The organism is Martinezella rhizogenes (assembly GCF_027460065.1).
GTDB lineage: Bacteria > Pseudomonadota > Alphaproteobacteria > Rhizobiales > Rhizobiaceae > Agrobacterium > Agrobacterium rhizogenes_C.
This window is the reverse complement of the sequence record NZ_JAPYZZ010000002.1, coordinates 257,418-279,050: the sequence shown is the minus strand read 5'-3', so window position 1 is coordinate 279,050 and position 21,633 is coordinate 257,418. Positions and strand designations below refer to the sequence as shown.

The window sequence follows — 21,633 nt, the reverse complement described above, 5'->3', positions numbered from 1 at the left end:
AACTATTGCGCCACTTCCGCTGAAAACGCGGATTTGATGAGTGTTTTGGTATATTCCGCCGCCGGCCTGTTGAATATGGCGTCCGTTTCTCCCTCCTCCACGATCTTCCCGTTTCTCATGACGATGACGTAATCCGAAATCGCCTTGATGACTGAAAGGTCGTGGCTGATGAAGATGTAGGAAAGGCCGTGCGTCTTCTGCAGATCACGCAGCAGGTCGATAACCTGCCCTTGAACGGACCGGTCCAGCGCAGATGTCGGTTCGTCGAGGATGACGACCTCAGGCTTGAGGATGATCGCGCGGGCAATTGCGATACGCTGCCGTTGTCCGCCTGAAAACTCGTGAGGATAGCGATTGCGGGCAGCGGGATCGAGACCGACTTCTTTCAGTGCTTCGATTGCCCGCTTGTCCCGCTCCGCCCGGCTGAGCTGTTGCTCATGCACAAACAGGCCTTCGGTGATGATCTCACCCACCGTCTGCCTGGGCGAAAGCGAACCATAGGGATCCTGAAATACAAGCTGCAAATGCCGTCGCAATGGCCGCATGGCCTTTCGGTCAAGGCCGGTGATCTCCGTCTTGCCGAAGAAAATGCGGCCTTCCGCAACGATGAGACGCAGAAGCGCGCGACCGAGCGTGGACTTGCCCGATCCGGACTCACCGACAATGCCGATGGTCTGTCCCTGATGAAGGTTGACATTGACGCTGTCGACGGCCCGGAACTTGCTGGACTTCGACAAGAACCCGCCCGGAATTTTATAATCGATCGTCACATTCTTGCCGGAGAGAACGACCGGTGCCTCGCTGCCGACTGCGGGCTTGTGCCCGCTGGGTTCCGCATCGAGAAGCATCTTCGTGTAGTCTGCCTGTGGGCGCTCGAAGATATCTTCCGTCGTGCCGGTCTCGACGATCTCGCCGCGGCGCATAACGGCGACGCGATTGGCGAAATGGCGGACCACGCCGAGATCGTGCGTGATGAGGACGACTGCCATGCCGAAGCGTTGCTGCAACGACTTCAGAAGGTCGAGGATCTGCGCCTGGATCGTCACGTCGAGCGCAGTGGTCGGCTCATCGGCAATCAGAATGTCCGGCTCGTTCGCGAGCGCCATGGCGATCATGACGCGCTGGCGCTGGCCACCGGAAAGTTCATGCGGGTAGCTGTCTATACGACGCTCAGGCTCAGGAATTCCCACGAGCTTCAGGAGTTCGAGGACGCGTGCACGCGCTTGCCTTTTGCTGCCACCCCTGTGGTAGATGATCGGTTCGGCGATCTGCGCGCCGATCCGGTAGAGGGGATCGAGCGAGGTCATCGGCTCCTGGAAAATCATGGTGATTTTCGCGCCGCGGATATCGTTCAGTTCTTTGACCGGAAGACCGACCAATTCGCGCCCACGATATTTCGCCGAACCTTGAATAGTGCCGTTTGATGCCAGCAGCCCCATGATGCCCATCATGGTCTGGCTTTTGCCGGAACCGGATTCGCCGACGACGGCAAGCGTTTCGCCCTGTTTGACGTCAAGATCAATGCCCTTGACGGCATTCACGGTGCCATCAGGCGTGGTGAATTCAACCTTGAGGTCGCGGACGGTGAGGATGGTTTCAGATGTGGTATTCATGTCAACGATCCTTGGGATCGAGTGCATCACGCAACCCGTCGCCCACAAAATTGAGCGAGAACAGGGTCAGCACGAAGAAGATCGCCGGAAATATCAGGAGCCATGGGGCCGACTGGATATTGTTGGCACCTTCGGAAATCAACGCTCCCCAGCTCGTCAGCGGTGCCTGCACGCCAAGGCCGAGGAAGGAGAGGAAGCTTTCCAGGAGAATGACTTTGGGGACGACGACAGTGACGAACACGACGACGGGCCCGATCGTATTGGGAATGATGTGACGGCGGATGATCTGCCAGTCGCTCAAACCCAAGGCCTGTGCGGCCCCCACAAATTCACGCCGCTTCAAGGCAAGTGTCTGGCCACGGACGATACGCGCCATGTCGAGCCATTCCACCGCACCGATAACCAGGAAGATCAGGATGAAGCTGCGGCCGAAGAACACCACGAGAACGACAACCAGAAAGACGAAGGGCAGGGAATAGAGGATTTCGACGAAACGCATCATCACATTGTCGACGCGCCCGCCGATATATCCAGCCGTTGCGCCGTAAAGCACGCCTATACCGAGCGAGACGAGGCTGGCCAGAATGCCGACGGCGATCGAGATCTGCCCACCCAGCATCACCCGGGCCAGCATGTCGCGACCGTTTGAATCCGTGCCGAAGAAGAAGTATTCGCGGTTGACGTCGCCTTCCAGCTTCAGCGTTCGCCCCTCGTCTTCGGTGGCCACGACCTTGGTGTTTTCGAATTCGTTGGCGCGGTCGAAATAGCGTGTCGCGCGCGGGTCGATCACGCTGCTGGAGGTGATGGTTGCCGTGAAGGTCTGCCCTTCGACGGAAAACTCCTTCAGCTCCACACGCGCCCGGCCGGCGACGCCCTCCATCACGCCCTGAAGATTGTTCACATCAGGGCGCGGCTCAAGGCTTGGCGCCACGGAGACATAGGAAGAGAACACCTGATCATAGGTGTGGGTGAGGAAATGCGGGCCGATGAAGGAAAAAAGCGTAATCAGCAGGAGCATGATGGAACCCGCCATGGCCGCATTGTTTCGTCTGAAACGCAGGGCTGCGAGCTGGAACAGGCTTCGGCTTTTCACCATCGGCTGATGGGTAACAGTGCCGGGGATATCAGTCATGTCTGACCCTCGGATCAAGCAGGCCGTAGAGAATATCGACCAGAAGATTGAAAACGATGACGAAAATGGCGACGAGAACCACGGTTCCCATGACCAGCGTATAGTCTCGATTGATGGCGCCGAGAACGAAGTAACGCCCCACACCGGGGATCGTGAAGATCGTTTCGATGACCGCCGAACCCGTGAGGAGAGCGGCGGCACAGGGCGCGAGATAGGAAACGACGGGCAGCATCGCGGCGCGCATGGCATGTAGTACCACCACGCTGCGCGCCGGAAGACCATAAGCCTTGGCGGTGCGGATATGGTCCATCCGCAGGGCTTCGATCATGGCGCCGCGTGTCAGGCGCGCGATAACTGCAAGCTGCGGCAAGGCGAGCGCGATCATCGGAAGAATGAGATATCTGAGCGATCCATCACCCCAGCTGCCTGCGGGCAGAAGCCCAAATATCACGGCAAAGACAAGTGTAAGCACGGGCGCGACAACGAAGTTCGGCACGGTTATGCCAACAGTTGAAATCGACATGAGCGAGAAATCGAAGGCACTGTTCTGCCGGAGCGCGGCCAGGGTGCCGGCAAGAACGCCGCCCACCAGCGCCAGCAACAGTGCATAGCTGCCGAGTTCCAGCGAATAGGGCAGACCCTTGCCGATCAGCTGGGCGACTGTATTGTCCTTGTAGATGTAGCTCGGACCGAAATCGCCGGTGACGGCGTTGCGGAGGTAGATGAGATACTGGCGCCACAATGGCTCATCCAGATGATAGGTTCTCATCAGGTTTTCCATCGTCTGCGGCGGCAGGGGACGTTCAAGATTGAACGGACCACCCGGCGCGAAACGCATCAGGAAAAACGAAATCGTGACGACGATAAACAAAGTCGGCACGGCGCTCGCCAAACGGCGCAGGATAAACGAGATCATGGTTTTTCGGGCTCCGGCATGGCACGGTGGTGCTGACCACCGTGCCAGCGCTGCTTATTCGGAAACGCTCAGGAAGCGGCTGAGGTGTTCGTTGGCAGCGTTGTCGACCCAACCCTTGACGCGGTTGGAAACCAGCCAGAGATCGGCCTGCGTCAGCAGCGGAGCGACCGGCTGTTCCTTCATGAGGATGGTTTCTGCCTCATGCAGCAGCTTGGAGCGAGCGGCAGGGTCCTTCTCGTCATAGGACTTTTGCATCAGCGTGTCGTATTCGGCGTTGTTGAACTTCGAATAGTTGAAGGTCTTGTTGGAGGATACCGAAAGAGCGAGGAAGTTTTCCGCATCCGCATAGTCGGCAACCCAGCCGGCGCGCGCCACGTTGAACTTGCCGCCCTCCTGAAGGTAGCCGTAGTGCGAGGCAACGTCGAGGTTCACCAGCGACACCTTCGCGCCGAACGTGTTCTTCCACATATCAGCGATGGCCGTCGCGACGCGTTCATGGTTGGGGTTGGTGTTGTAGCGGATCTCGATGGAAAGCGGCTTGCCGCCTTCACCGTAACCGGCGTCCTTCATGAGCTTGAGCGCCTCATCTTCCCGGTCGAGCTGGGAAAGTGTGGCAAAATCGGCCTTTGCCGGCTCGCCGTAGGAATCCATGCCCGGGGGAACCATGGAGTAGGCCGGAACCTGGGAACCGCTGTAGATTTCCTTGGCGAGGAAATCGCGGTCTACTGCCATGGAGAGGGCCTGGCGGACGCGGACGTCGTTATACGGCGCTTCGCGGGTATCGAAGGTATAGTAATAGGTCGCAAGCGTCGGCGAAACGTGAACCTGCTCGCCATAGGACTTGCGCAGACGGTCGATCTGGTCCGCAGAAAAGTTGTATGCGAGGTCCATTTCCTTTGCTTCGAAACGGCGAACGGAGGCGGCCTGGTCGTCGATCGGGTAGAAGATGACCTTGTCGATCTTGGTGTTCGACGCATCCCAGAAATTGCTGTTCTTGACGACCGTCAGGCTGTCATTGGGAACATGCGCTTCGAGCTTGTAAGCACCGTTCGAAACCATGACGCCCGGCTTTACAAAGTCAGCGCCGTTCTTTTCGTAGGCTGCTTTCGAGATTGGCAGGGCCGTCTGGTGAGCAAGAAGTTCAAGGAAGAAAGGTGTTGAGCGCTCGAGTGTGATCTCAAGGGTCTTGTCATCCACGGCCTTCACGCCAAGCTGGTCAACCGGCGTTTCGCCCTTGTTGATCTTTTCGGCGTTCTTGATCGGGTAAAGGATATTCGCATATTTTGCTGCGGTCTTGGGGTCTTCGACACGCTGGTAGGAGAACACAAAATCGCCAGCCGTTACCGGCGTGCCATCCGACCATTTGGCATCCGCACGCAGTTTGAATGTGTAGACGGTGCCGTCGTCAGACAGTGTCCAGCTTTCTGCCGTACCGGGAATGATCTTGCCTGCAGCATCATAGATGGTCAGACCTTCAAAGAGGTCCTTCAGGATAAAGGCTTCGATGTTGATCGAGGTTTGGGCCTGATCGAGCGTCTGCGGTTCCCCGGAATTGCCACGATGCAGAACTGTTTCCGCGAGTGCGGAACTGGCGCCGAGCAGAAGCGATCCGAGCAGCAGAGTAGTGCGAACTGTTGTTGTTATGGACATTGTTTTCTTTCCCCGTGAGTATTTTGAGTTCACAAACAAGGCCAAATTTCTCCGAAGTGCAACCACAATAAATTGTGAGTTGACGGGGAACCCACAGCTTTAGTGGTCTTGAGATGCTCTGCGTCAAATGCGCCGTTGGCTCCCTTTTGCGGGAAATCCCAGCAATTGGTTGAGCCGGCTACGGCCTGTGGCGGCAACAAAAAACGGGGCGACCGACTGGCCGCCCCGCTTGATTTGAAGCCCGATTTCAAGCCTATGCAGGTCGTTCCTCGCCCGCATTCGGCCGCCAGGTGATGAGCTTTTTCTCTGCAACATCGAGAATGAGGTCGATGATGAGGACGAAAACCGCAAGGATGATGATGCCTGCGAAGACGCCGACCGCATCGAAGTTGCCTTCGGAGCGGGCAATCAGGTAGCCGAGACCCGCGGAAGCTCCCAGATATTCGCCGATGATCGCGCCGACCACGGCAAAGCCGACAGAGGTGCGCAGCGACGACAGGATCCAGCTCGCAGCAGCCGGGAAATAGACGTGCCGCAGCAGATCCGAGCGCTTGGCACCCAGAATGCGGGTATTGGACAGCACGACCGGGTTTACCTCACGCACGCCCTGCATGGCGTTGAAAAAGGTGACGAAGAAAACGAGCGTGACCGCAAGAGCGACCTTGGACCAGAGGCCAAGTCCAAGCCAGAGAACGAAGATCGGTGCCAGAACGACACGCGGAATGGCGTTTACCGCCTTGATGAACGGATCGAGCACGCGGGCGACGAAGGGGCTGAGGCCAAGCCACACGCCGGCGCCGACGCCAAGACCGGTGCCGATGATATAGCCCAGCACCGTTTCGCTGAGCGTGATGCCGACATGTTTATAGAACCCGGCGTCGGCAACCCAGTCGATCACCTGTTTGACGATGTCATAGGGTGCAGGAAAGAAGAAGCGATCGATGGCACCGGAGCTTACGCCGAGTTGCCACCCGCCCAGAAGCACGACCAGAAGAGCAACCTGGATGAGACGAACATTAACGGCTTGCATAGCTTTTCTCCACTTCGCCACGCAGGGACGCCCATATATCGCGATAGAGCGTCATGAATTTTGGATCGAGTTTGATTTCGGCGACGTTGCGGGGCCGTTCGAGATCGACGGGGAAGCTTTCGATGACGCGGCTTTTCGGGCCGGCCGCGAGAACGACGACGCGGTCTCCGAGCGCGATTGCCTCTTCAAGATCATGGGTGATCATGACCACGGCGCGACGGTCCTCCTGCCACAGGCGCAGCAATTCGTTCTGCATCAGGTGGCGTGTATGGATATCCAGCGCTGAGAAGGGTTCGTCCATCAGGATGACCTTCGGCTCGGTGATGAGCGCCTGCGCCATCTGCACGCGTTTGCGCTGCCCACCCGAAAGCTGGTGCGGAAAACGGTCTCCGAAGCCCTTGAGGCCGACCTTTTCGAGCCAGGCCGTAACCTTTGCGCGCCGCGCATCTTCAGGCACGCCCCGGAACAGCAAGCCGAGTTCCACGTTCTGATATGCCGTCTTCCAGGGAAGAAGCGCATCCTGCTGGAACAGGTATCCGATGGTGTTCTGAACGCCCTGAACGGCCGTGCCGTCGATTGACACCTTGCCCTGCGCAGGCTTCAGCAGCCCTGCGATGGCGTTGAGGATGGTGGATTTTCCGCAACCGGTGGGGCCGACGATGGAGAGAAACTCTCCATCGCCAACCCTAAGGTTGACGTTTTGAACGGCAACGAACGAACCAAATGCCATGGTCACGTCATCGATTGCCACCATCGGCTGGGGTTTGAGTTCCGTCACGGGCTCTAGCTTTCTCACTGGCGAAGACATGGCATATCCTCAGTTTCCGCCCTTCGAAGCAGCGGCCTCGACGAACTTGTTGGTATAGGTGGTGTTGAGATCGATGGTCGCCTTTGCGACCGCATCGTTGAAGCTCTTCAGAACGGCCAGCGGCGTTTCAAGGTCGGCAGGCTCGAACTTGCCGTCTTCGGAGAAGATCGCCTTGGCGGCTTCGACGGCCTTGATGTAGGTCTGCTTGTCGCCCGACACGAAATCATCGGGAAGCTTTGCGACGATTTCTTCCGCGGAATGCTGCTTCATCCAGTGCAGCGCCCGAACCGTGGCGTTGGTCACTTTCTGGATGACTTCGGGATTGGCATTGATGTAGTCCTGCGTCGCGTAAAGGACCGATGTCGGATAGATGCCGCCATAGACATCCTTGGCGCCCTGATCGCTGCGGGCGTCGATGAGAATCTTGCCCAGCCCACGCTCGACGACGATGGTCGCGGCGGGATCGTAGTTGACGAGCAGATCGATCTTGCCCTGCTGCAGGGCGGCCACGGCCGCAGCACCCGAACCGACGCCGATGATGGAGATGTCGTTATCGCTGAGCTTGTGCTGCTTCATATAGTAGCGAATGAAGAAGTCCGAGGAGGAGCCGGGCGAGGTGATGCCGACTTTCTTGCCCTTGATCGTCTCAGGCTTGGCGGGATCAAAGTCGGTGTCGTTCTTGCCGGCAAGAACAAGGCCTGAATTGCGGGCGAGCTGCACGAAGCCGACGACATGTTTGTTCTGCGACTGCATCTGGATCGTGTGATCGTAGAAACCGACGGCGACATCGGTGGAACCGGCAACCAGCGCCTGGAGCACCTTCGATCCGCCCTGGGCAAAGTTCTCGGTGGTTACGTCAAGCCCTTCGTCCTTATAGAAACCGAGGCTGGCGGCCACGGGGAAGGGTAGATTGTTGAGGTTGTATGAGCCTACGCTCATCCTGACGGATTCGGCATTCGCAGATGCTGCCAACGCACAGAGCGCCGCTGTTGCAAGCAGGTATTTACGCATGAGGGTCTCCTCCCTGTTTCATGTTTTGTGTCAATATGGCTGTATTTAAGCTGCGTCTTCAATCGCAGTGGTCGGCTTGGCGAAGGCAAAGCCTTCGAAAAGTCTGCGCGCCGTTCTCACAAGCCCGGCGGTTATTGCTCCATTTCGCATTTCCAGTTGCACGTCGAGGCGGCCGGCAGGGTGTTCGATGCGGATCTGGGTCGGCACGGAAAGGCGGCCTGCCAAATCGTAGGCAACCGAGCCTTCGGTCACGGCCGCGGTCGCGATGCCGACGGCGCCGGTCGTCGCCAGTGCGGGATGACATTCATTCGGCATGAAGTACCGCACCGAAAGAGTGCCGCCCCTGCGGGCTGGCGCGACGAGCACCGGCTTTGGAATGACCATGTCAGTGACATCACCCATGCCCATCAGCTTGCCGGCCTGAATGCGGATGCGCGTCATGCGCTCGATGAGATCGCTGTTGGCGGTGAGCGCCTGCGGGTCCTCATAACCGGTCAGGCCGAGATCTACCGCGCGCATCAGCACCATCGGAATGGCGCAATCGATGGCCGTCACCTTCACGCCGTCGATCATGTCTACGGCTTTGCCTGTCGGCAGCAACCTGCCGGTTTTTGCGCCCGCAGCATCCATGAACGTCAAGGCGATCGGCGCTGCGAGGCCCGGCACACCATCGATCGAAGCGTCGCCGAGATAGATAACTTCGCGGCCGCGGGTCGGAACCTTCGCCTCGATCAGCTTGCCGGTATTGACGTTATGAATGCGCACCAGCGTGTCGCTGCCATGGGCTTCGACAAGCCCGGCCTCGATCGCGAAGGGGCCGACGGCGGCCAGCATATTTCCGCAATTGGGCGAATAGTCGACATATTGCCTGTCGGTGCGGACCTGCGCGAAAAGATAGTCGATATCGGCACCCTTGACCGTGGAAGGGCCAATGATCGCCACTTTCGATGTGACCGGGTTGCCGCCGCCGATGCCATCGATCTGCAACGGATGGCCGGAGCCCATGATGGAGAGGAGGGCCGCGTCCCGTTCGGCTTGATCGTGGGGAAGATCGGATGCGAGAAAGAACGGTCCACGCGATGTTCCGCCGCGCATCAGCACACAGGGTATCTTGAGTAGATCGTTCATGGGAAGAAGCCTCAATCTTGCATTTGGCGGATCAATGCGCCGCGTTGTTGCAATATGAGGAAAGAAGTATAATCTGTTAAATGCAATGTTCGGAGGTATTATTGCGATATGAGCATCAATTGTGAAATTCTTGATTTGCGGGCTTTTCAAGCAGTGGTTGAATTTGAGAGCTTTCACAGAGCGGCTGATGCGCTGCATATTTCGCAACCGGCACTTACCCGGCGTATCCAGAAACTGGAGCAGGCCATTGGTGCGCCGCTTCTCGAAAGGACCACGCGCCATGTCGCTCCAACAGCGATGGGCCAGGAGGTCATGCCGCTTGTCCGGCGCATGCTGGAAGAGTTTGACGGGTCGCTTTTTGCAATGAAAGACGGCGCGCAGCGGCGCGGCCTTATTACGATGGCATGTGTTCCGACTGCGGCATTCTACTTTCTACCCACTGTCATCAAGACCTTCAGCCAGCAATATCCGCATATCCGGCTGCGTATCAGGGACCTGACGGCAAACGAGGGCTTGCAGGCGGTTGCCCGTGGCGAGGTGGAATTCGGGATTAATCTGATGGGCAATTCCGATCCCGATCTGGCGTTCGAGCCGCTGATCGATGACCCATTTGTGCTGGCGATGAGGAAGGACCATCCTCTGGCGGCGTTCGAAACGATCCAGTGGGATCAATTGGAGCCACACCCTCTGGTGGTTGTCGATCGCTCCAGCGGCAACCGGACGCTTCTCGACGGTGCGCTTGCGCGGCACAATCTAAAGCTGAACTGGTTTTACGAGGTGACTCACCTCAACACGTCACTCGGTCTCGTGGAAGCCGGGCTGGGGATTTCCGTGCTGCCACGATTGGCCACGCCGCAGGATGACCACCCTTTCCTTGTTACGCGACCGATCGTCAATCCCGTGGTCTCCCGAACGATCGGTATCGTGCAGAGGCGCAGCAGCGCGTTGTCTCCGGCTGCGGAAAAATTCGTGCAAATGCTGTTGAAGACCTGGAAAACACCCTGAATGGTACGTTGCGCTCCATCAGCCTGTCGTCAACTTCCTCCTCGTCCATCAGCAATGCCGGGCAGAAACTGGTGGGCTGGGACGCTGGCTTTCACAGCGCCTGCGCCCATTCATGGCCGGGATGCAGGAGCTCAAGGCAATTCCGCAACCACCGGCGTTCCGATAGGGGCAGTTTCGGGTGGGCACTTACGAAATCCTGCTCGTCCTTGGGACGCTTGTGCTTCGCCTTGAAGAGAAGCACTGCGGATGGGTTGAGGTAAGGGATGCCGTCGGCTGTCAGCGCGACCATGTCGGTGCGGGGTCGTGTGATTTCCGGATTCCTCTTATAGGCCCAGGTGTCGTTCGTTCCGGGCTCGATCATCATATCGACGCGCCAGCACTTGGCAGTGCGATCGAAACACCAGATCTGGAAAATCTCCGCGGCCGGTTGCCGATCCGGCGGAAGCCGTTCGAGAACGCCGTCATTGACGGTGTAGAATTCCATCTCACTCAGTTCATGCCGGAAGATTTCCAGATCTTCACGCAGGACCGTGAATTCAAGGTCGTCATGTTCGCGCATCTTGCTTCCGTGCCACAGGTCGAGAGCCCAGCCGCCAACGATGCACCAGGGTCTCGATATGCCGCCCAGCCGCCGGGAAAGCTCAGCAGGGCTCCAGGGTTTCCACGCGTCCTGGTCCGGTATCATCTGGTGACTGTTCATGGTCATACGGCCTCTCTTGCCTGATTCTAGTCTGGCGGCGTCAGGGCCGCCGCTTCAGCAAACCTGCCAGGACCGTCAGCGCCCCGGTCAGGTCGTCGAGTGACGGACCGCCGAGGCAAAACCGGATACCGCTTGCCTGATCTTGCGTATCCGTCATCATGGAATCCGGCGCGGTCAGCCTAATGCCGCTTGCCGCGGCGGTGGATACAAAGTCCTTGGCGACAGCACGCTCCATCGGGAGCCAGACATTATATGCATCGGGATGCGAGACAAGCTCGCTCACACCCAGTAGGGAAACCGCGAGGCTGGAGCGTCGCCGCGCCTCGTGGCGCAGATCACGCTGGATTGACGAGATGACGCCGGTGGTCAGCCAGTCCTCCACCACCGCACAGGAAAGTGCTGACGGGGCCATCGGCGCATCCTGCAAGAGGTTTTCTGCGGCATCCTTCTGTCCCTCTGGCAGTGCCAGTACCCCGATCTGCAAACCGGGGCCGAGCGACTTGGACAAGCCGTTGACATGAAACGTAATGTCAGGCGCCAATGCCGCCAATGGGCTGAAACCCGGGTCGGACGCCGCGTAGACACCGTCTTCGATGATCCAGGCGCCGGCCCGGCGACAAATATCCACGATGGCATGCCGCCGCGCCATACCCATGGTGGCGGTTGTCGGATTGTGCAGCGTCGGCGTCAGATAGATCGCCCTGCCGCCATCCGGCTCCATGTCAGCGAGTGCCTCCGCAAGTGCCTCCGGCACCATCCCCTCGGCATCGATCTCCACACCCCGTACCCTGCATCCTTTGCGCCGAAGCAGCGCGAGTGCGCCGGGATAGGTGATCCGCTCGGTCAGCAGCAGACCATCCTTGCCGCAGGCAAGATCGAAGGCCAATGACAGTACGTGGCGGGCGCCGCTCGTCAGCACCAGATGCGATGGATCTACGGAGAGGCCTTGGGTCGCAAGCCAACGGGACAGAACACGCCGGTGTTCCACATGGCCTGCGGGCGGAGCATAGAGATTGAAATGATCCGCATCGATCTTGCGCGCGATGCCGGTCAGCGTTTTTGCCAGAATACGGGCGTTGAGCGTGGCGGGCGGCGCGTTGGACGAGAGGTCGATCTGCCGGTCGTTATGTGCTTCCTGAAGCGCGACGAATGTTCCCCGACCCTTGACGCTGCGGGTCAGGCCACGCCGTTCCAGAACGGCATAGGCCTTCGTCACCGTGCCGAGACCCACGCCCAGTTTCCACGCGAGGTCACGATGGGCAGGCAGGCGCACACCGCCCGTCAACCGCCCCTCGATGATGTCGTCGGCAAGGGCCAGCACCAGCCGTTCTGCGGCATTCGCCTCGATATCTGCAAGGCGAGGCACCCAGGGGGATTGCAGCAGCACGGTCTCAACCTCGCTAAAAGTGTCACGTTACACTATTTCAATAACCAATAAGTGTAACATAGGCTATGACGGCGGTGAATGAAATCCACGGTTTGCAACAGGCGACAGGCATATGGCGGGCGCATTGAGGTTTAAATGTTCAGCCACGTAACCGTCGGAACGGGTGATCTTCAGCGGGCGGGATATTTCTATGATGCCGTGTTCGCGCCGCTCGGCCTGATACGCCGGACCATCACACCCGATGGCGGGCCTGAGGCACTTTGCTGGGTGCAGCCGCACGCCCCATTGCCGCGGTTTTATGTCTACAGCCCCTTCAATGGCGAGGCGGCAACGGCCGGCAATGGCGGCATGGTCGCCTTTCTGGCGCCGTCGAAAGACGCGGTGAAAGAGGCTTATGCCGGCGGTTTGGCTCATGGTGGAACCGACGAAGGGGGGCCGGGTGCGCGCCCACATTATGGCGACGGTTATTTCGGTGCCTATCTGCGTGACCCCGATGGGAACAAGGTCCATATCGTCCATCGCGGTGATCTCCCGCACTCGTGGGGAAGCCCCTGATTTTCGGAGAAGCCGACATGTTCGCCAGCCAGCTTGCCCTCGTCTACGGCACCTATCTCATTGCCACCGCCAGCCCGGGGCCAAGCAACATGGCAATCATGGCAACGGCGATGCGATGGCCGCCTGCCGGCTCTTGCTTTGGCGACGGGCGTCATCACCGGTTCGCTGTTCTGGGCGATCCTGACGGCAACCGGCCTGTCCGCCGCGCTCACCGCCTATGCCCAGGCGCTTTTCGTCATCAAGATCGCTGGTGGCGCCTATTTGCTGTATCTGGCCTTCCGTGCCGGCAGATCGGCCCTCAAACCGGTTTCCGATCTTGCAGGGACGACTGTGGAGCGCGCGGTACCGCGCTATCGATCGCTCTATCGGCAGGGGCTTTTCATGCATATCGGCAACCCGAAGGCCATTCTGTCATGGATAGCCATCATGTCGCTCGGGTTTCGCGCGGACGCGCCCGCCGGCATGCTACCGGCAATCATCGGCGGCTGCGCCATTCTCGGCGTCACCGTGTTCGGTGGGTATGCCTTGCTTTTTTCAACCGCTTCGATGATTGCACTCTATACCAGACTACGGCGCTGGATCGAATCCGTGCTCTCGGCGGTCTTTGCGGTTGCGGGTCTCAAACTGCTTGTCTGGTAGAGCTGGAAGCCCGCCCTCCGTCCACGACCGCCTGTCGATCCAAACTGAAAGAACGATGTCATGACTTTTGCTATCCATATGATCGATGTATTCGGCTCCGGGCCGCTTTCCGGCAATCCGCTGGCCGTCGTGACGGGCGCCGACAACCTGACGAGCGATGAAATGCAGCGGTTGACGCGGTGGTTCAACCTGTCTGAAACCACATTTCTGCTGCCGCCCACCGATCCCAAGGCCGACTATAGGGTCCGTATATTTTCACTGGACCGGGAAATGCCCTTTGCCGGGCACCCCACGCTGGGCAGTTGCCATGCATGGCTCTCCGCCAACGGTTCATCCAAAAACGAAACGGCCATCATTCAGGAATGCGGTGCCGGGCTGGTTCCGATCCGGCGCGCGCATGGGCGGCTTTCCTTTGCTGCCCCGCCGCTTATCCGTTCCGGTGCACCGACGCCGGCTGAGCTGGAAGAGGCGCGGCAGCTATTGGGGATCGAGGCCCATGACGTCCTTGATGCCGCCTGGATCGATAATGGTCCCGGATGGCTGGGGATCAGGCTGGCATCCGCGGAAAAGGTGCTTTCCATCGATCCGGTTCGCAGCTGGCCCGGGCGCATTGATATCGGTGTGGTTGGCCCGCACGCGGAAGGCAGCGAAGCTGCCTTTGAGGTTCGCGCCTTCTTCAGCGATCATCTGGGCGCCATCGCCGAGGATCCCGTTACCGGAAGCCTCAATGCCTCGCTGGCACAATGGCTGTTTGCCACCGGCATGGTCGCGGCAGATTATGTCGCCGCTCAGGGGACGCGCCTCGGCCGTCGCGGCCGCGTTTACTTGAGCCGCGATGAGACCGGCGTAATATGGGTGGGTGGTGAAACACGTACGCATGTCGAAGGCCAATTGCTCGGCCTTTGAAAGACAGATGAAAACGAGGTGATTTGATGAATGACAGTGTTTACCGCCCAATTTCCGAACGCGTGTTGGCGGATGATTGGGGCCGGCTGACCAAGTATGAATATGAACTCCGGCTACGGGACGGAAGCTGGCAGAGGCAGACCCGGGAGGCATATGATCGCGGCAACGGCGCGACTTGCCTGTTGTACAATCCGGCAAACGGCCATGTCCTTCTCACCCGCCAGTTCCGATTGCCGGTTCTCTTGAATGGTGGTCTGGAATCGCTGATCGAGACACCGGCAGGGCTGCTCGAAGGCGCAGAACCGGCGACGCGAATGCGTGCGGAACTGATGGAGGAGACCGGTTACGAGGTTTCCGAACTCACACACCTGTTCGATATCTATATGAGCCCCGGCTCGGTCACCGAATATCTCGCCTTTTTCCACGGCGAATATGCCGACACCCACAAAGTGGGTGCAGGCGGCGGCTCCGCTGACGAGGGAGAAGATATCGATGTGCTCGAAATCCCCCTGCCGGAGGCGATGCGGATGATTGACCGCGGCGATATTCGCGACGCCAAGACGATCATTCTGCTCCAGCATCTTGCCATCCGGCTTTTGCAGGAAAAGCACGGGTCGCTTTGATCCCGATCCACCATTGTGGCCACCTCCGCAAAAACGTTTTTCGACCCGGCGTGAAAGCGCCGGGCCGATCCGAGGCTCTCGATCATCTGGCAAAAAGATTGGCGGCCATGTAGTCGACAAACGCTCTGACCTTTGGAGAGAGATATCGATTGGTTGGCCAGAGTACACAGAAGGTCCCCACATCGGCCACATAGTCATCCAGCAGCGAAACCAGTTTCCCCTGGGCGATTTCGGATGCCACGGCAAATGAAGGAAGACAGGTGATCCCCAATGATCGCTCCGCGAGATAGATCAAGGGCTCCAGCGTGCTTGCAACGGTCGCAACCGGCAGATCGATCCTGATCTCACGCCCGTCGCGAACCAGCGGCCACGGTTCAAACTTTCCGGAATTCGCAAAACGGTGGTGGAGGCAGCGGTGCCGGGCAAGATCTTCGGGAACCGTCGGCCGGCCATGCGCTTCGAGATAGCCGGGTGCCGCCACGATCCGGTGTTTGAAGGTGCCGAGCTTGCGGCTCATCAGCCTCGTATCCCTGATATCGCCTGTCCGGATGACGGCGTCGAAGCCTTCCTCGATGACGTCGACCAGGCGGTCGGTAAAATCCAGGTCGAGATTGATGTCCGGATAGGTATCCATGAAAGCCGATATTGTCGGCATCAGCAGCATGCCTGCCAGGGGAAGGCTGACGCGCAGCTGCCCGCGCGGAATGGCCTGCGATCTCGATAGTTGCGCCTGGGCGGTCTCATATTCCGACTGGATACGCCGGCATGTATCGAGGAAGAAGCCGCCATCCTCCGTCAGGGTCATGCTGCGCGTTGAACGATTGAACAATCGCACACCCAGTTCGTCCTCCAGACGGGCGATGGCCTTGCCGACGGCTGAGCCGGAGATACCAAGACGATGTCCGGCTGCCACGAAGCTTCCCGCTTCCGCGACCTGAATGAATATGCCGAGAGTTCCGAGCTTGTCCATGATCTCCAATTAAGGAATTTTCTTCCGGTATGTTGAGAATAGAAGCTCGTTTATCCGCTATTTTCCTTTCGATATCCAGATGGGGCCGCGGCTGAATTGGCCGGGGCTTCAAAATGGAGACACTTATGGAAACGATACCTCTTGCAGCCTTCACCGGCTCTCCCGCCCCCACGACCTTCATCGTCAACGTCATTCACGTTCATCCCGGAAAGCAGGAAGAAGCCTTCGCCATCATTCAGGACGTCGTACACTACGTCGCCGAACGGAAAGAAGGGTTCCTCTGGAGCAGCCTTGCGAAAAGCACGGACGGGCAGACGGTCGTCAATGTCGAGGCTATCCAGGGTGCCGGCAGCGTCGATGAATTCTTTACCGATCCGGCATTCGTTGAAAAATTCCGCAAGCTGGACACGGTCTCGAAAAGCGAATTCCATACTTACACGGTCGATGATCTGGTTCTTCCCAAACTCAAGACCGCGTGACCGGCCTCCCGGCATCGTTTTTTAAGAGCCTGTCAGGTCGCAAGCTGTTCAGGGGGGAAGTTTCCCCCTGTCGGTGACGAAAAGGTTCACCTGTCACCCGCGTCAGAGAAAATCCACCTCTTCTCCGCCGAGGGAATTCGAATGAATTGAGCAGTGGTTACAGTCATTTAGCAGCCGTCACCGATGCTGCATGAACCCCCGAAAACCGTGGTCCATTAAAACTTCGTTTGACCCCATCATATTGGCCATCGTGTACCCAGGTAGGCAGCCACGCATCGTTTGAATGGCGATTGCGAAAGGCTCTCTGAAATACCGAGTGTGCCATGGACCTGTCGAAGATAAAAACGCTGATCGATTTCGTTGGACGGACGAACGTCACGGAGCTGACGGTTACGAAAAAAGAAGTAACGGTCCGGATTTTCCGAACCGTGGGGCAGGCGGCGACTATTGCCGGGACGAAATCGACCGAAGGTGAGTTTGCCGGGCCGGCTTCTTCTGCGGATGTTTCAACTTCCGTCGTGAGCGCGGCTTCGACCTTCACCGTTAAGGCGCCGGTTTTTGGTGTCTTGCATCGTTCCCCGGCTCCAGGTCAGCAGCCGTTCGTGAATGTCGGCGATCGTGTCGAAGAGGGGCAGACCCTCTTCATCATCGAGGCGATGAAGGTCTTCAACACCATTGCCGCGCCGCATGCGGGCCGAATTGCATATCTGACTGAGGTCGATGGCGGCGAGGTTGAGACGGGCGATATGCTGGCGGAGATCGCGTGATGGTGGAGGTCTTCAAAAACACGACACCTGCCGAGAAGCGTTTCGATACGGTTCTCATTGCCAACAGGGGTGAAATAGCAGCAAGAATCCAGCGGGCCTGCCATGAACTTGGGCTAAAAACCGTCGCAATATGCTCCGAGGCGGACAGGGGCGCATCCTATATCCAGACCGCCGATAGTTTTCTTTGTATCGGCCCTTCCGCTGCGGGCAAAAGTTATCTCAACAAGGATGCCATCCTGCTTGCCGCGCGGCTCACGTCTTCAGGGGCGATCCATCCCGGTTACGGGTTTCTGTCCGAAAATACCGCCTTTTCGGACGCCATTGAAAAAGCCGGCCTTGTTTTCATCGGGCCGAATGCATCGTCGATTGCGACGATGGGCGACAAGATCGCTGCCAAACGGGCGATGATTGCCGCTGATGTACCGTGTGTTCCCGGCCCTGATGCGGCATTGCCGGATGATCCGGCTGCCGTCGAAAGCATTGCGCGGGAAATCGGTTATCCTGTCATCGTCAAGGCTGCCGGCGGCGGCGGCGGGCGGGGTATGAGGGTGGTGCCGGATGCCGGCTCGCTGCACGAGGCGATTTCCACGACACGCGAGGAAGCCCGTCAGGCTTTCGGCTCGCCTTCGCTCTACATGGAGAAGTTTCTCGAACATCCCCGGCACATTGAAATACAGGTGCTGTGCGACACCCATGGACATGCAGTTTGGCTGGGACATCGCGACTGCTCGATGCAGCGTCGCCACCAGAAGGTGGTGGAGGAAGCACCGGCGCCCGGCATTTCGCCTGACGTCATCCGGCCCGTCGGGCAGGCCTGCGTCGAGGCCTGCCAGCAGATCGGTTATCGTGGCGTCGGAACCTTCGAATTCCTCTACGAGAACGGGGCCTTCTATTTCATCGAGATGAATACGCGTCTGCAGGTCGAGCATCCCGTCACCGAAATGACCAGCGGGATCGATATCGTCCAGGCGCAGATCAGAGCGGCACAGGGGGACGAACTGAATCTGCGCCAGCAGGATGTGGAATGCGAAGGCCATGCTTTCGAATGCCGCATCAACGCTGAAAATCCGGAGAGCTTCCTGCCTTCCGCCGGCGTGGTGACGGGCCTTTCCTTGCCCCAAGGACAGGGCATTCGTGTCGATACCCATATCCATGAAGGCTACCGGGTCTCTCCCTATTACGATTCCCTGATCGCCAAACTGATCGTCCATGCGCCAACCCGCAGCGAGGCGATGGCGAAGATGCGGGGGGCACTTGCCGAAACGTCGATTGACGGCATTTCGACCAATCTGCCGTTCCTGCGCGCGCTGTTTGAGGACGACGCTTTCGCGTGTGGTGAAACGGACATTCATTATCTGGAGACATGGCTCAAGCAACGGAGGGTGGCATGACGACGCTCGACCTCGCCGATACGACCATCATCGCGGCCCTGACCGAAGCCCTGACGGCGGCGGGTGTGGACGGAATTGAAATCTCATCGCCCAGGGGGCATTTGCGCATCGTTGTTGCAGCGGGCAACAGTGGACAGGCCGTTTCGGTGGTGAAAACCCCACCAGTTGAAACCGCTACGGTGCCAGTGATTGTCAAAGCCCCGATGGCTGGCCGTTTCTGTCCTTCTCACCCCTCCGCATCCGTCGATACTGACGGTCTCCCGCACTCGATTGGCAGCGCCGATGTTCTCGGCTTCATCCGCATCGGCTCGGTTCTGCTTCCCGTGTCCGCCGGTCGCGCGGGCGTTCTGAAGAGACAGCTTGCGGAGCCCGATGCGCTGGTCGGGTTTGGCGATCCCCTGTTCGAAATCGAGCCTCAATCATGATTGCTACGCCGAATATTCTTGCGCCGCTGCATGACACCCTACCCCTCACCAAGGGAGAGGCACGCATTTCTTTCATCGGCTCCCGTTCCTTTCTGCTCGAAGCACCGGGCGAATTTGATTTGCCCGCGCAGCGCTGGATCTGGGCCTTGTCGCAAACGGTCAGCAACTGGCCGGATGTTGCGGAAACCATCCCCGGCATGACCAATCTTCTGACGATCTTCAAGGAAACGCCCGATGATCCCGGCAGTGTCGTGGGGCGGCTGCTGGACGCATGGAATAGCGCCCGGAGCCTCGATCTGACTGGCAAAACCATCGAAATCCCCGTGCATTATGGTGGCGAATACGCGACCGATCTTGCTGCCATCTGCGATTTTTCCGGCTTGAGCGACCGCGAGGTGGTGCGCCTGCATCATGAGGCGACCTATCGTGTCTTCGCATTGGGCAGCGCACCCGGTTTCGGTTATCTGCACGGCCTCGATCCCCGAATTTATATGCCCAGAAAAACCGTGCCGTCCATCAGGATGGAAAAGGGCTGCGTGACCATTGGCGGCATGCAGACAGGTGTGGCCATGCTGACGGGTCCGAATGGCTGGAACTCCATCGGTTATGCCGATCTGCAGATGTTCGACCCGGCATCGTCGGCGCCTGCGCTGATGGCGCCCGGCGATATCGTGCGGTTCGTGCCGGCGAGGATCGAGCTATGATCGAGATCATCGAAACAGGTCCTTTCAACACGGTGCAGGACCTCGGACGCCCGGGATATCGCGACATCGGTGTCTCCGCGGGCGGAGCCATGGATCCGCTCGCCGTCAAGATCGGCAATATCCTTCTCGGCAATGCCGACGATGCGGCCGTTATCGAGGTCCAGACCTTTCCGTTCAAAATTCGGTTTGAAGCCCGTGCGGCCTTTGCGGTCACGGGGGCAGATGGTCAAGTGTTACTGGATGGCAGGGAGCTGCTTTCATGGTGTACGCATGTAGCCGCCGAAGGCCAGGTTCTGGAATTGAGGCAGCCGCTGCACCTCGCGCGCGCCTATATTGCTCTTGCAGGCGGTGTGGATGTACCGGTGCTGATGGGGTCGCGCAGCACGGCGTTGCGCGGCGGGTTTGGCGGCAATGCCGGGCGGCCCCTTGCCAAGGGGGATAGGCTGGGAATCGGCACGCTCCCGGATGAGCTGCCGCTGCCGACAAGCGGTATTGCCGTTATCGAACCTGCCATTGCCCTGCGTGACGTGTTTGCTCCGGCAGATGAAGGTGTTTTGCAGATCCGTGCGATATCGGCTGGTGAACATGGACTGTTCGCGTCGGACGGCGAGGCTTTCTGGAGCCAGACATGGCGCATTTCATCCCGCAGCGACCGCACCGGCTATCGTCTGTCCGGAGAGCCGATCAAGCCGACGGAGACAATCGAAATGCGCTCCCACGGGGTCGTTCCGGGTGTGGTTCAGGTGCCACCGGGGGGAGAGCCGATCATCCAGATGAGTGACGCCAACACGGCGGGCGGATATCCGAAGGTCGCGGGCGTGATCGAATGCGATCTGTGGCGACTCGGGCAGGCGCGGATCGGCAGCCGACTACAATTCGTGCGCTCGACCCATGCTGAAGCGCGGGCCGTGGAGCAGGCGGTTGCCAGCTATGTCGAGGATATCAGGCAGACGTCACACATGGTCAAGCGGGCGCTGAGGGCAATGGCCTGACGGCAGGTGAACGGATCGAAGGAGAATGCGATGAAGATCGATCTGAATTCAGACATGGGCGAGGGTTTCGGTCCTTACCGGTTGTGCGATGACGAGGCGATGATGACGATCGTGTCGTCCGCCAATATTGCCTGCGGTTTTCACGGCGGCGACCCCGACACGATGGCCCGGATGGTGCGTCTGGCGAAAGCCAATGGTGTCGGCATCGGCGCGCATCCGGGGCTGCCGGATCGGGCCGGTTTCGGACGGCGGGAAATGCCGTTCCAACCCGATGAGCTGCGTCAGCAGATGCTTTACCAGCTCGGTGCGCTGACGGCGATTGCCGGGGCGGAAGGCATGAAGGTCGGCCATTTCAGCTTTCACGCGGCGATGGGCAATATGGTCAATCGTGATGCCGCACTGGCGGATCTGATGATGAATGCCATTTTCACCGTCGATCCGGAGCTTGTGGTGTTCGTCACGCCAGAAAGTGAAATCGAAAGGGCGGCGAAACGCGCAAGCCTCAGGACGCTGGCGCTGTTTCTGGCAGACCGTGCCTATGATGCCGAAGGCAGGCTCGTGGCGCGGGGACTGCCCGGCGCATTGGTCAAGGACGAGACGTCGGTGCGCGCGCGGGTTCGACGGTTCCTGACGGATGGTCAGGTCGAGGCCATCGATGGCGCGATCATCGCGATGCCTGCGCGTTCGATCCTCGTCCATAGCGATACGCCCGGTTCTCTGGAGCTTGCGCGTATCATCCGCAGTGAAATCGAGGCTTCCGGCGCCACTCTGGCGCCTGCGGTCGAACTCGCGGCCTAAGCCG

22 protein-coding genes and 1 pseudogene are annotated in these 21,633 nt (G+C 59.0%); 12 read left to right on the top strand and 11 right to left on the bottom strand.

Annotated elements, in window-relative coordinates:
* Positions 1 to 2: 2 nt before the first annotated feature.
* The 8 genes from O8B93_RS06085 to O8B93_RS06050 form a co-directional block, all read right to left on the bottom strand.
* A complete protein-coding gene (locus O8B93_RS06085) occupies positions 3 to 1,613 on the bottom strand; it encodes an ABC transporter ATP-binding protein (protein WP_269708941.1) in 1,611 nt (536 codons plus the stop codon).
* Between the two features lies 1 nt (position 1,614).
* Positions 1,615 to 2,745: an ABC transporter permease gene (locus O8B93_RS06080; protein ID WP_269708940.1), complete on the bottom strand. Its 1,131-nt coding sequence runs from the start codon at positions 2,743 to 2,745 to the stop codon at positions 1,615 to 1,617.
* Entirely contained in the window at positions 2,738 to 3,661 is a 924-nt protein-coding gene (oppB, locus tag O8B93_RS06075) for an oligopeptide ABC transporter permease OppB (protein WP_269708939.1), read from the bottom strand. The genes O8B93_RS06080 and oppB overlap by 8 nt, the downstream gene beginning before the upstream one ends.
* A gap of 54 nt (positions 3,662 to 3,715) precedes the next feature.
* A complete protein-coding gene (locus O8B93_RS06070) occupies positions 3,716 to 5,311 on the bottom strand; it encodes a peptide ABC transporter substrate-binding protein (RefSeq protein WP_269708937.1) in 1,596 nt (531 codons plus the stop codon).
* A gap of 253 nt (positions 5,312 to 5,564) precedes the next feature.
* Positions 5,565 to 6,341, bottom strand: coding sequence for an ABC transporter permease (locus O8B93_RS06065; RefSeq protein ID WP_269708935.1), 777 nt, complete (start codon positions 6,339 to 6,341; stop codon positions 5,565 to 5,567).
* Positions 6,328 to 7,149: an ABC transporter ATP-binding protein gene (locus O8B93_RS06060; RefSeq protein ID WP_269708933.1), complete on the bottom strand. Its 822-nt coding sequence runs from the start codon at positions 7,147 to 7,149 to the stop codon at positions 6,328 to 6,330. Before O8B93_RS06060 ends, O8B93_RS06065 begins: the two co-directional genes overlap by 14 nt.
* A gap of 9 nt (positions 7,150 to 7,158) precedes the next feature.
* Positions 7,159 to 8,160 (bottom strand): ABC transporter substrate-binding protein, encoded by a 1,002-nt coding sequence (locus O8B93_RS06055; RefSeq protein ID WP_269708932.1) that lies wholly within the window; start codon positions 8,158 to 8,160, stop codon positions 7,159 to 7,161.
* A 45-nt stretch (positions 8,161 to 8,205) separates the two neighbouring features.
* Entirely contained in the window at positions 8,206 to 9,288 is a 1,083-nt protein-coding gene (locus O8B93_RS06050) for a 4-oxalomesaconate tautomerase (RefSeq protein ID WP_269708930.1), read from the bottom strand.
* A 108-nt stretch (positions 9,289 to 9,396) separates the two neighbouring features.
* Here O8B93_RS06050 and O8B93_RS06045 point away from each other — a divergent pair, with 108 nt between their 5' ends.
* Positions 9,397 to 10,293 (top strand): LysR family transcriptional regulator, encoded by an 897-nt coding sequence (locus O8B93_RS06045; protein ID WP_269708928.1) that lies wholly within the window; start codon positions 9,397 to 9,399, stop codon positions 10,291 to 10,293.
* Positions 10,294 to 10,384: 91 nt separating this feature from the next.
* On the opposite strand, the gene O8B93_RS06040 is transcribed toward O8B93_RS06045, so the two are convergent.
* Positions 10,385 to 10,999, bottom strand: coding sequence for a nucleotidyltransferase domain-containing protein (locus tag O8B93_RS06040; RefSeq protein ID WP_269708927.1), 615 nt, complete (start codon positions 10,997 to 10,999; stop codon positions 10,385 to 10,387).
* A gap of 34 nt (positions 11,000 to 11,033) precedes the next feature.
* Positions 11,034 to 12,380: an aminotransferase-like domain-containing protein gene (locus tag O8B93_RS06035; RefSeq protein ID WP_269708926.1), complete on the bottom strand. Its 1,347-nt coding sequence runs from the start codon at positions 12,378 to 12,380 to the stop codon at positions 11,034 to 11,036.
* Between the two features lie 135 nt (positions 12,381 to 12,515).
* Between O8B93_RS06035 and O8B93_RS06030 the strand changes: the two genes are divergently transcribed.
* The 4 genes and pseudogenes from O8B93_RS06030 to O8B93_RS06015 all read left to right on the top strand — a co-directional run bounded on the left by O8B93_RS06030 (position 12,516) and on the right by O8B93_RS06015 (position 15,103).
* Positions 12,516 to 12,935 (top strand): VOC family protein, encoded by a 420-nt coding sequence (locus tag O8B93_RS06030; RefSeq protein WP_269708925.1) that lies wholly within the window; start codon positions 12,516 to 12,518, stop codon positions 12,933 to 12,935.
* A gap of 17 nt (positions 12,936 to 12,952) precedes the next feature.
* Positions 12,953 to 13,574: pseudogene (locus O8B93_RS06025) on the top strand (LysE family translocator).
* A 60-nt stretch (positions 13,575 to 13,634) separates the two neighbouring features.
* Positions 13,635 to 14,480: a PhzF family phenazine biosynthesis protein gene (locus O8B93_RS06020; RefSeq protein WP_269708924.1), complete on the top strand. Its 846-nt coding sequence runs from the start codon at positions 13,635 to 13,637 to the stop codon at positions 14,478 to 14,480.
* A 26-nt stretch (positions 14,481 to 14,506) separates the two neighbouring features.
* A complete protein-coding gene (locus O8B93_RS06015; RefSeq protein WP_269708923.1) occupies positions 14,507 to 15,103 on the top strand; it encodes an NUDIX domain-containing protein in 597 nt (198 codons plus the stop codon).
* 82 nt (positions 15,104 to 15,185) lie between these two features.
* Here the strand turns inward: O8B93_RS06015 and O8B93_RS06010 are convergent, their stop codons facing one another.
* A complete protein-coding gene (locus tag O8B93_RS06010) occupies positions 15,186 to 16,073 on the bottom strand; it encodes a LysR family transcriptional regulator (protein ID WP_269708922.1) in 888 nt (295 codons plus the stop codon).
* Between the two features lie 125 nt (positions 16,074 to 16,198).
* On the opposite strand from O8B93_RS06010, the gene O8B93_RS06005 reads away from it, so the two are divergent.
* The 7 genes from O8B93_RS06005 (at position 16,199) to O8B93_RS05975 (ending at position 21,629) form a co-directional block, all read left to right on the top strand.
* Entirely contained in the window at positions 16,199 to 16,552 is a 354-nt protein-coding gene (locus O8B93_RS06005; RefSeq protein WP_269708921.1) for an antibiotic biosynthesis monooxygenase, read from the top strand.
* Between the two features lie 323 nt (positions 16,553 to 16,875).
* A complete protein-coding gene (locus O8B93_RS06000; protein WP_269708920.1) occupies positions 16,876 to 17,319 on the top strand; it encodes an acetyl-CoA carboxylase biotin carboxyl carrier protein in 444 nt (147 codons plus the stop codon).
* Positions 17,319 to 18,710 (top strand): acetyl-CoA carboxylase biotin carboxylase subunit, encoded by a 1,392-nt coding sequence (gene accC, locus O8B93_RS05995; RefSeq protein ID WP_269708919.1) that lies wholly within the window; start codon positions 17,319 to 17,321, stop codon positions 18,708 to 18,710. The genes O8B93_RS06000 and accC overlap by 1 nt, the downstream gene beginning before the upstream one ends.
* Complete coding sequence (locus tag O8B93_RS05990; RefSeq protein WP_269708918.1) at positions 18,707 to 19,135, top strand: acetyl-CoA carboxylase; 429 nt, start codon at positions 18,707 to 18,709, stop codon at positions 19,133 to 19,135. Before accC ends, O8B93_RS05990 begins: the two co-directional genes overlap by 4 nt.
* The gene (pxpB, locus tag O8B93_RS05985; protein WP_269708917.1) at positions 19,132 to 19,839 is read left to right on the top strand and encodes a 5-oxoprolinase subunit PxpB; all 708 of its coding nucleotides are present in this window, start codon (positions 19,132 to 19,134) and stop codon (positions 19,837 to 19,839) included. Before O8B93_RS05990 ends, pxpB begins: the two co-directional genes overlap by 4 nt.
* Positions 19,836 to 20,831 carry a 5-oxoprolinase subunit C family protein gene (locus tag O8B93_RS05980; RefSeq protein ID WP_269708916.1) on the top strand — a complete coding sequence of 332 codons (996 nt, stop codon included), beginning with the start codon at positions 19,836 to 19,838 and terminating at the stop codon, positions 20,829 to 20,831. Before pxpB ends, O8B93_RS05980 begins: the two co-directional genes overlap by 4 nt.
* A 30-nt stretch (positions 20,832 to 20,861) precedes the next feature.
* Positions 20,862 to 21,629, top strand: coding sequence for a 5-oxoprolinase subunit PxpA (locus O8B93_RS05975; protein WP_269708915.1), 768 nt, complete (start codon positions 20,862 to 20,864; stop codon positions 21,627 to 21,629).
* The last annotated feature ends 4 nt before the right edge of the window (positions 21,630 to 21,633 follow it).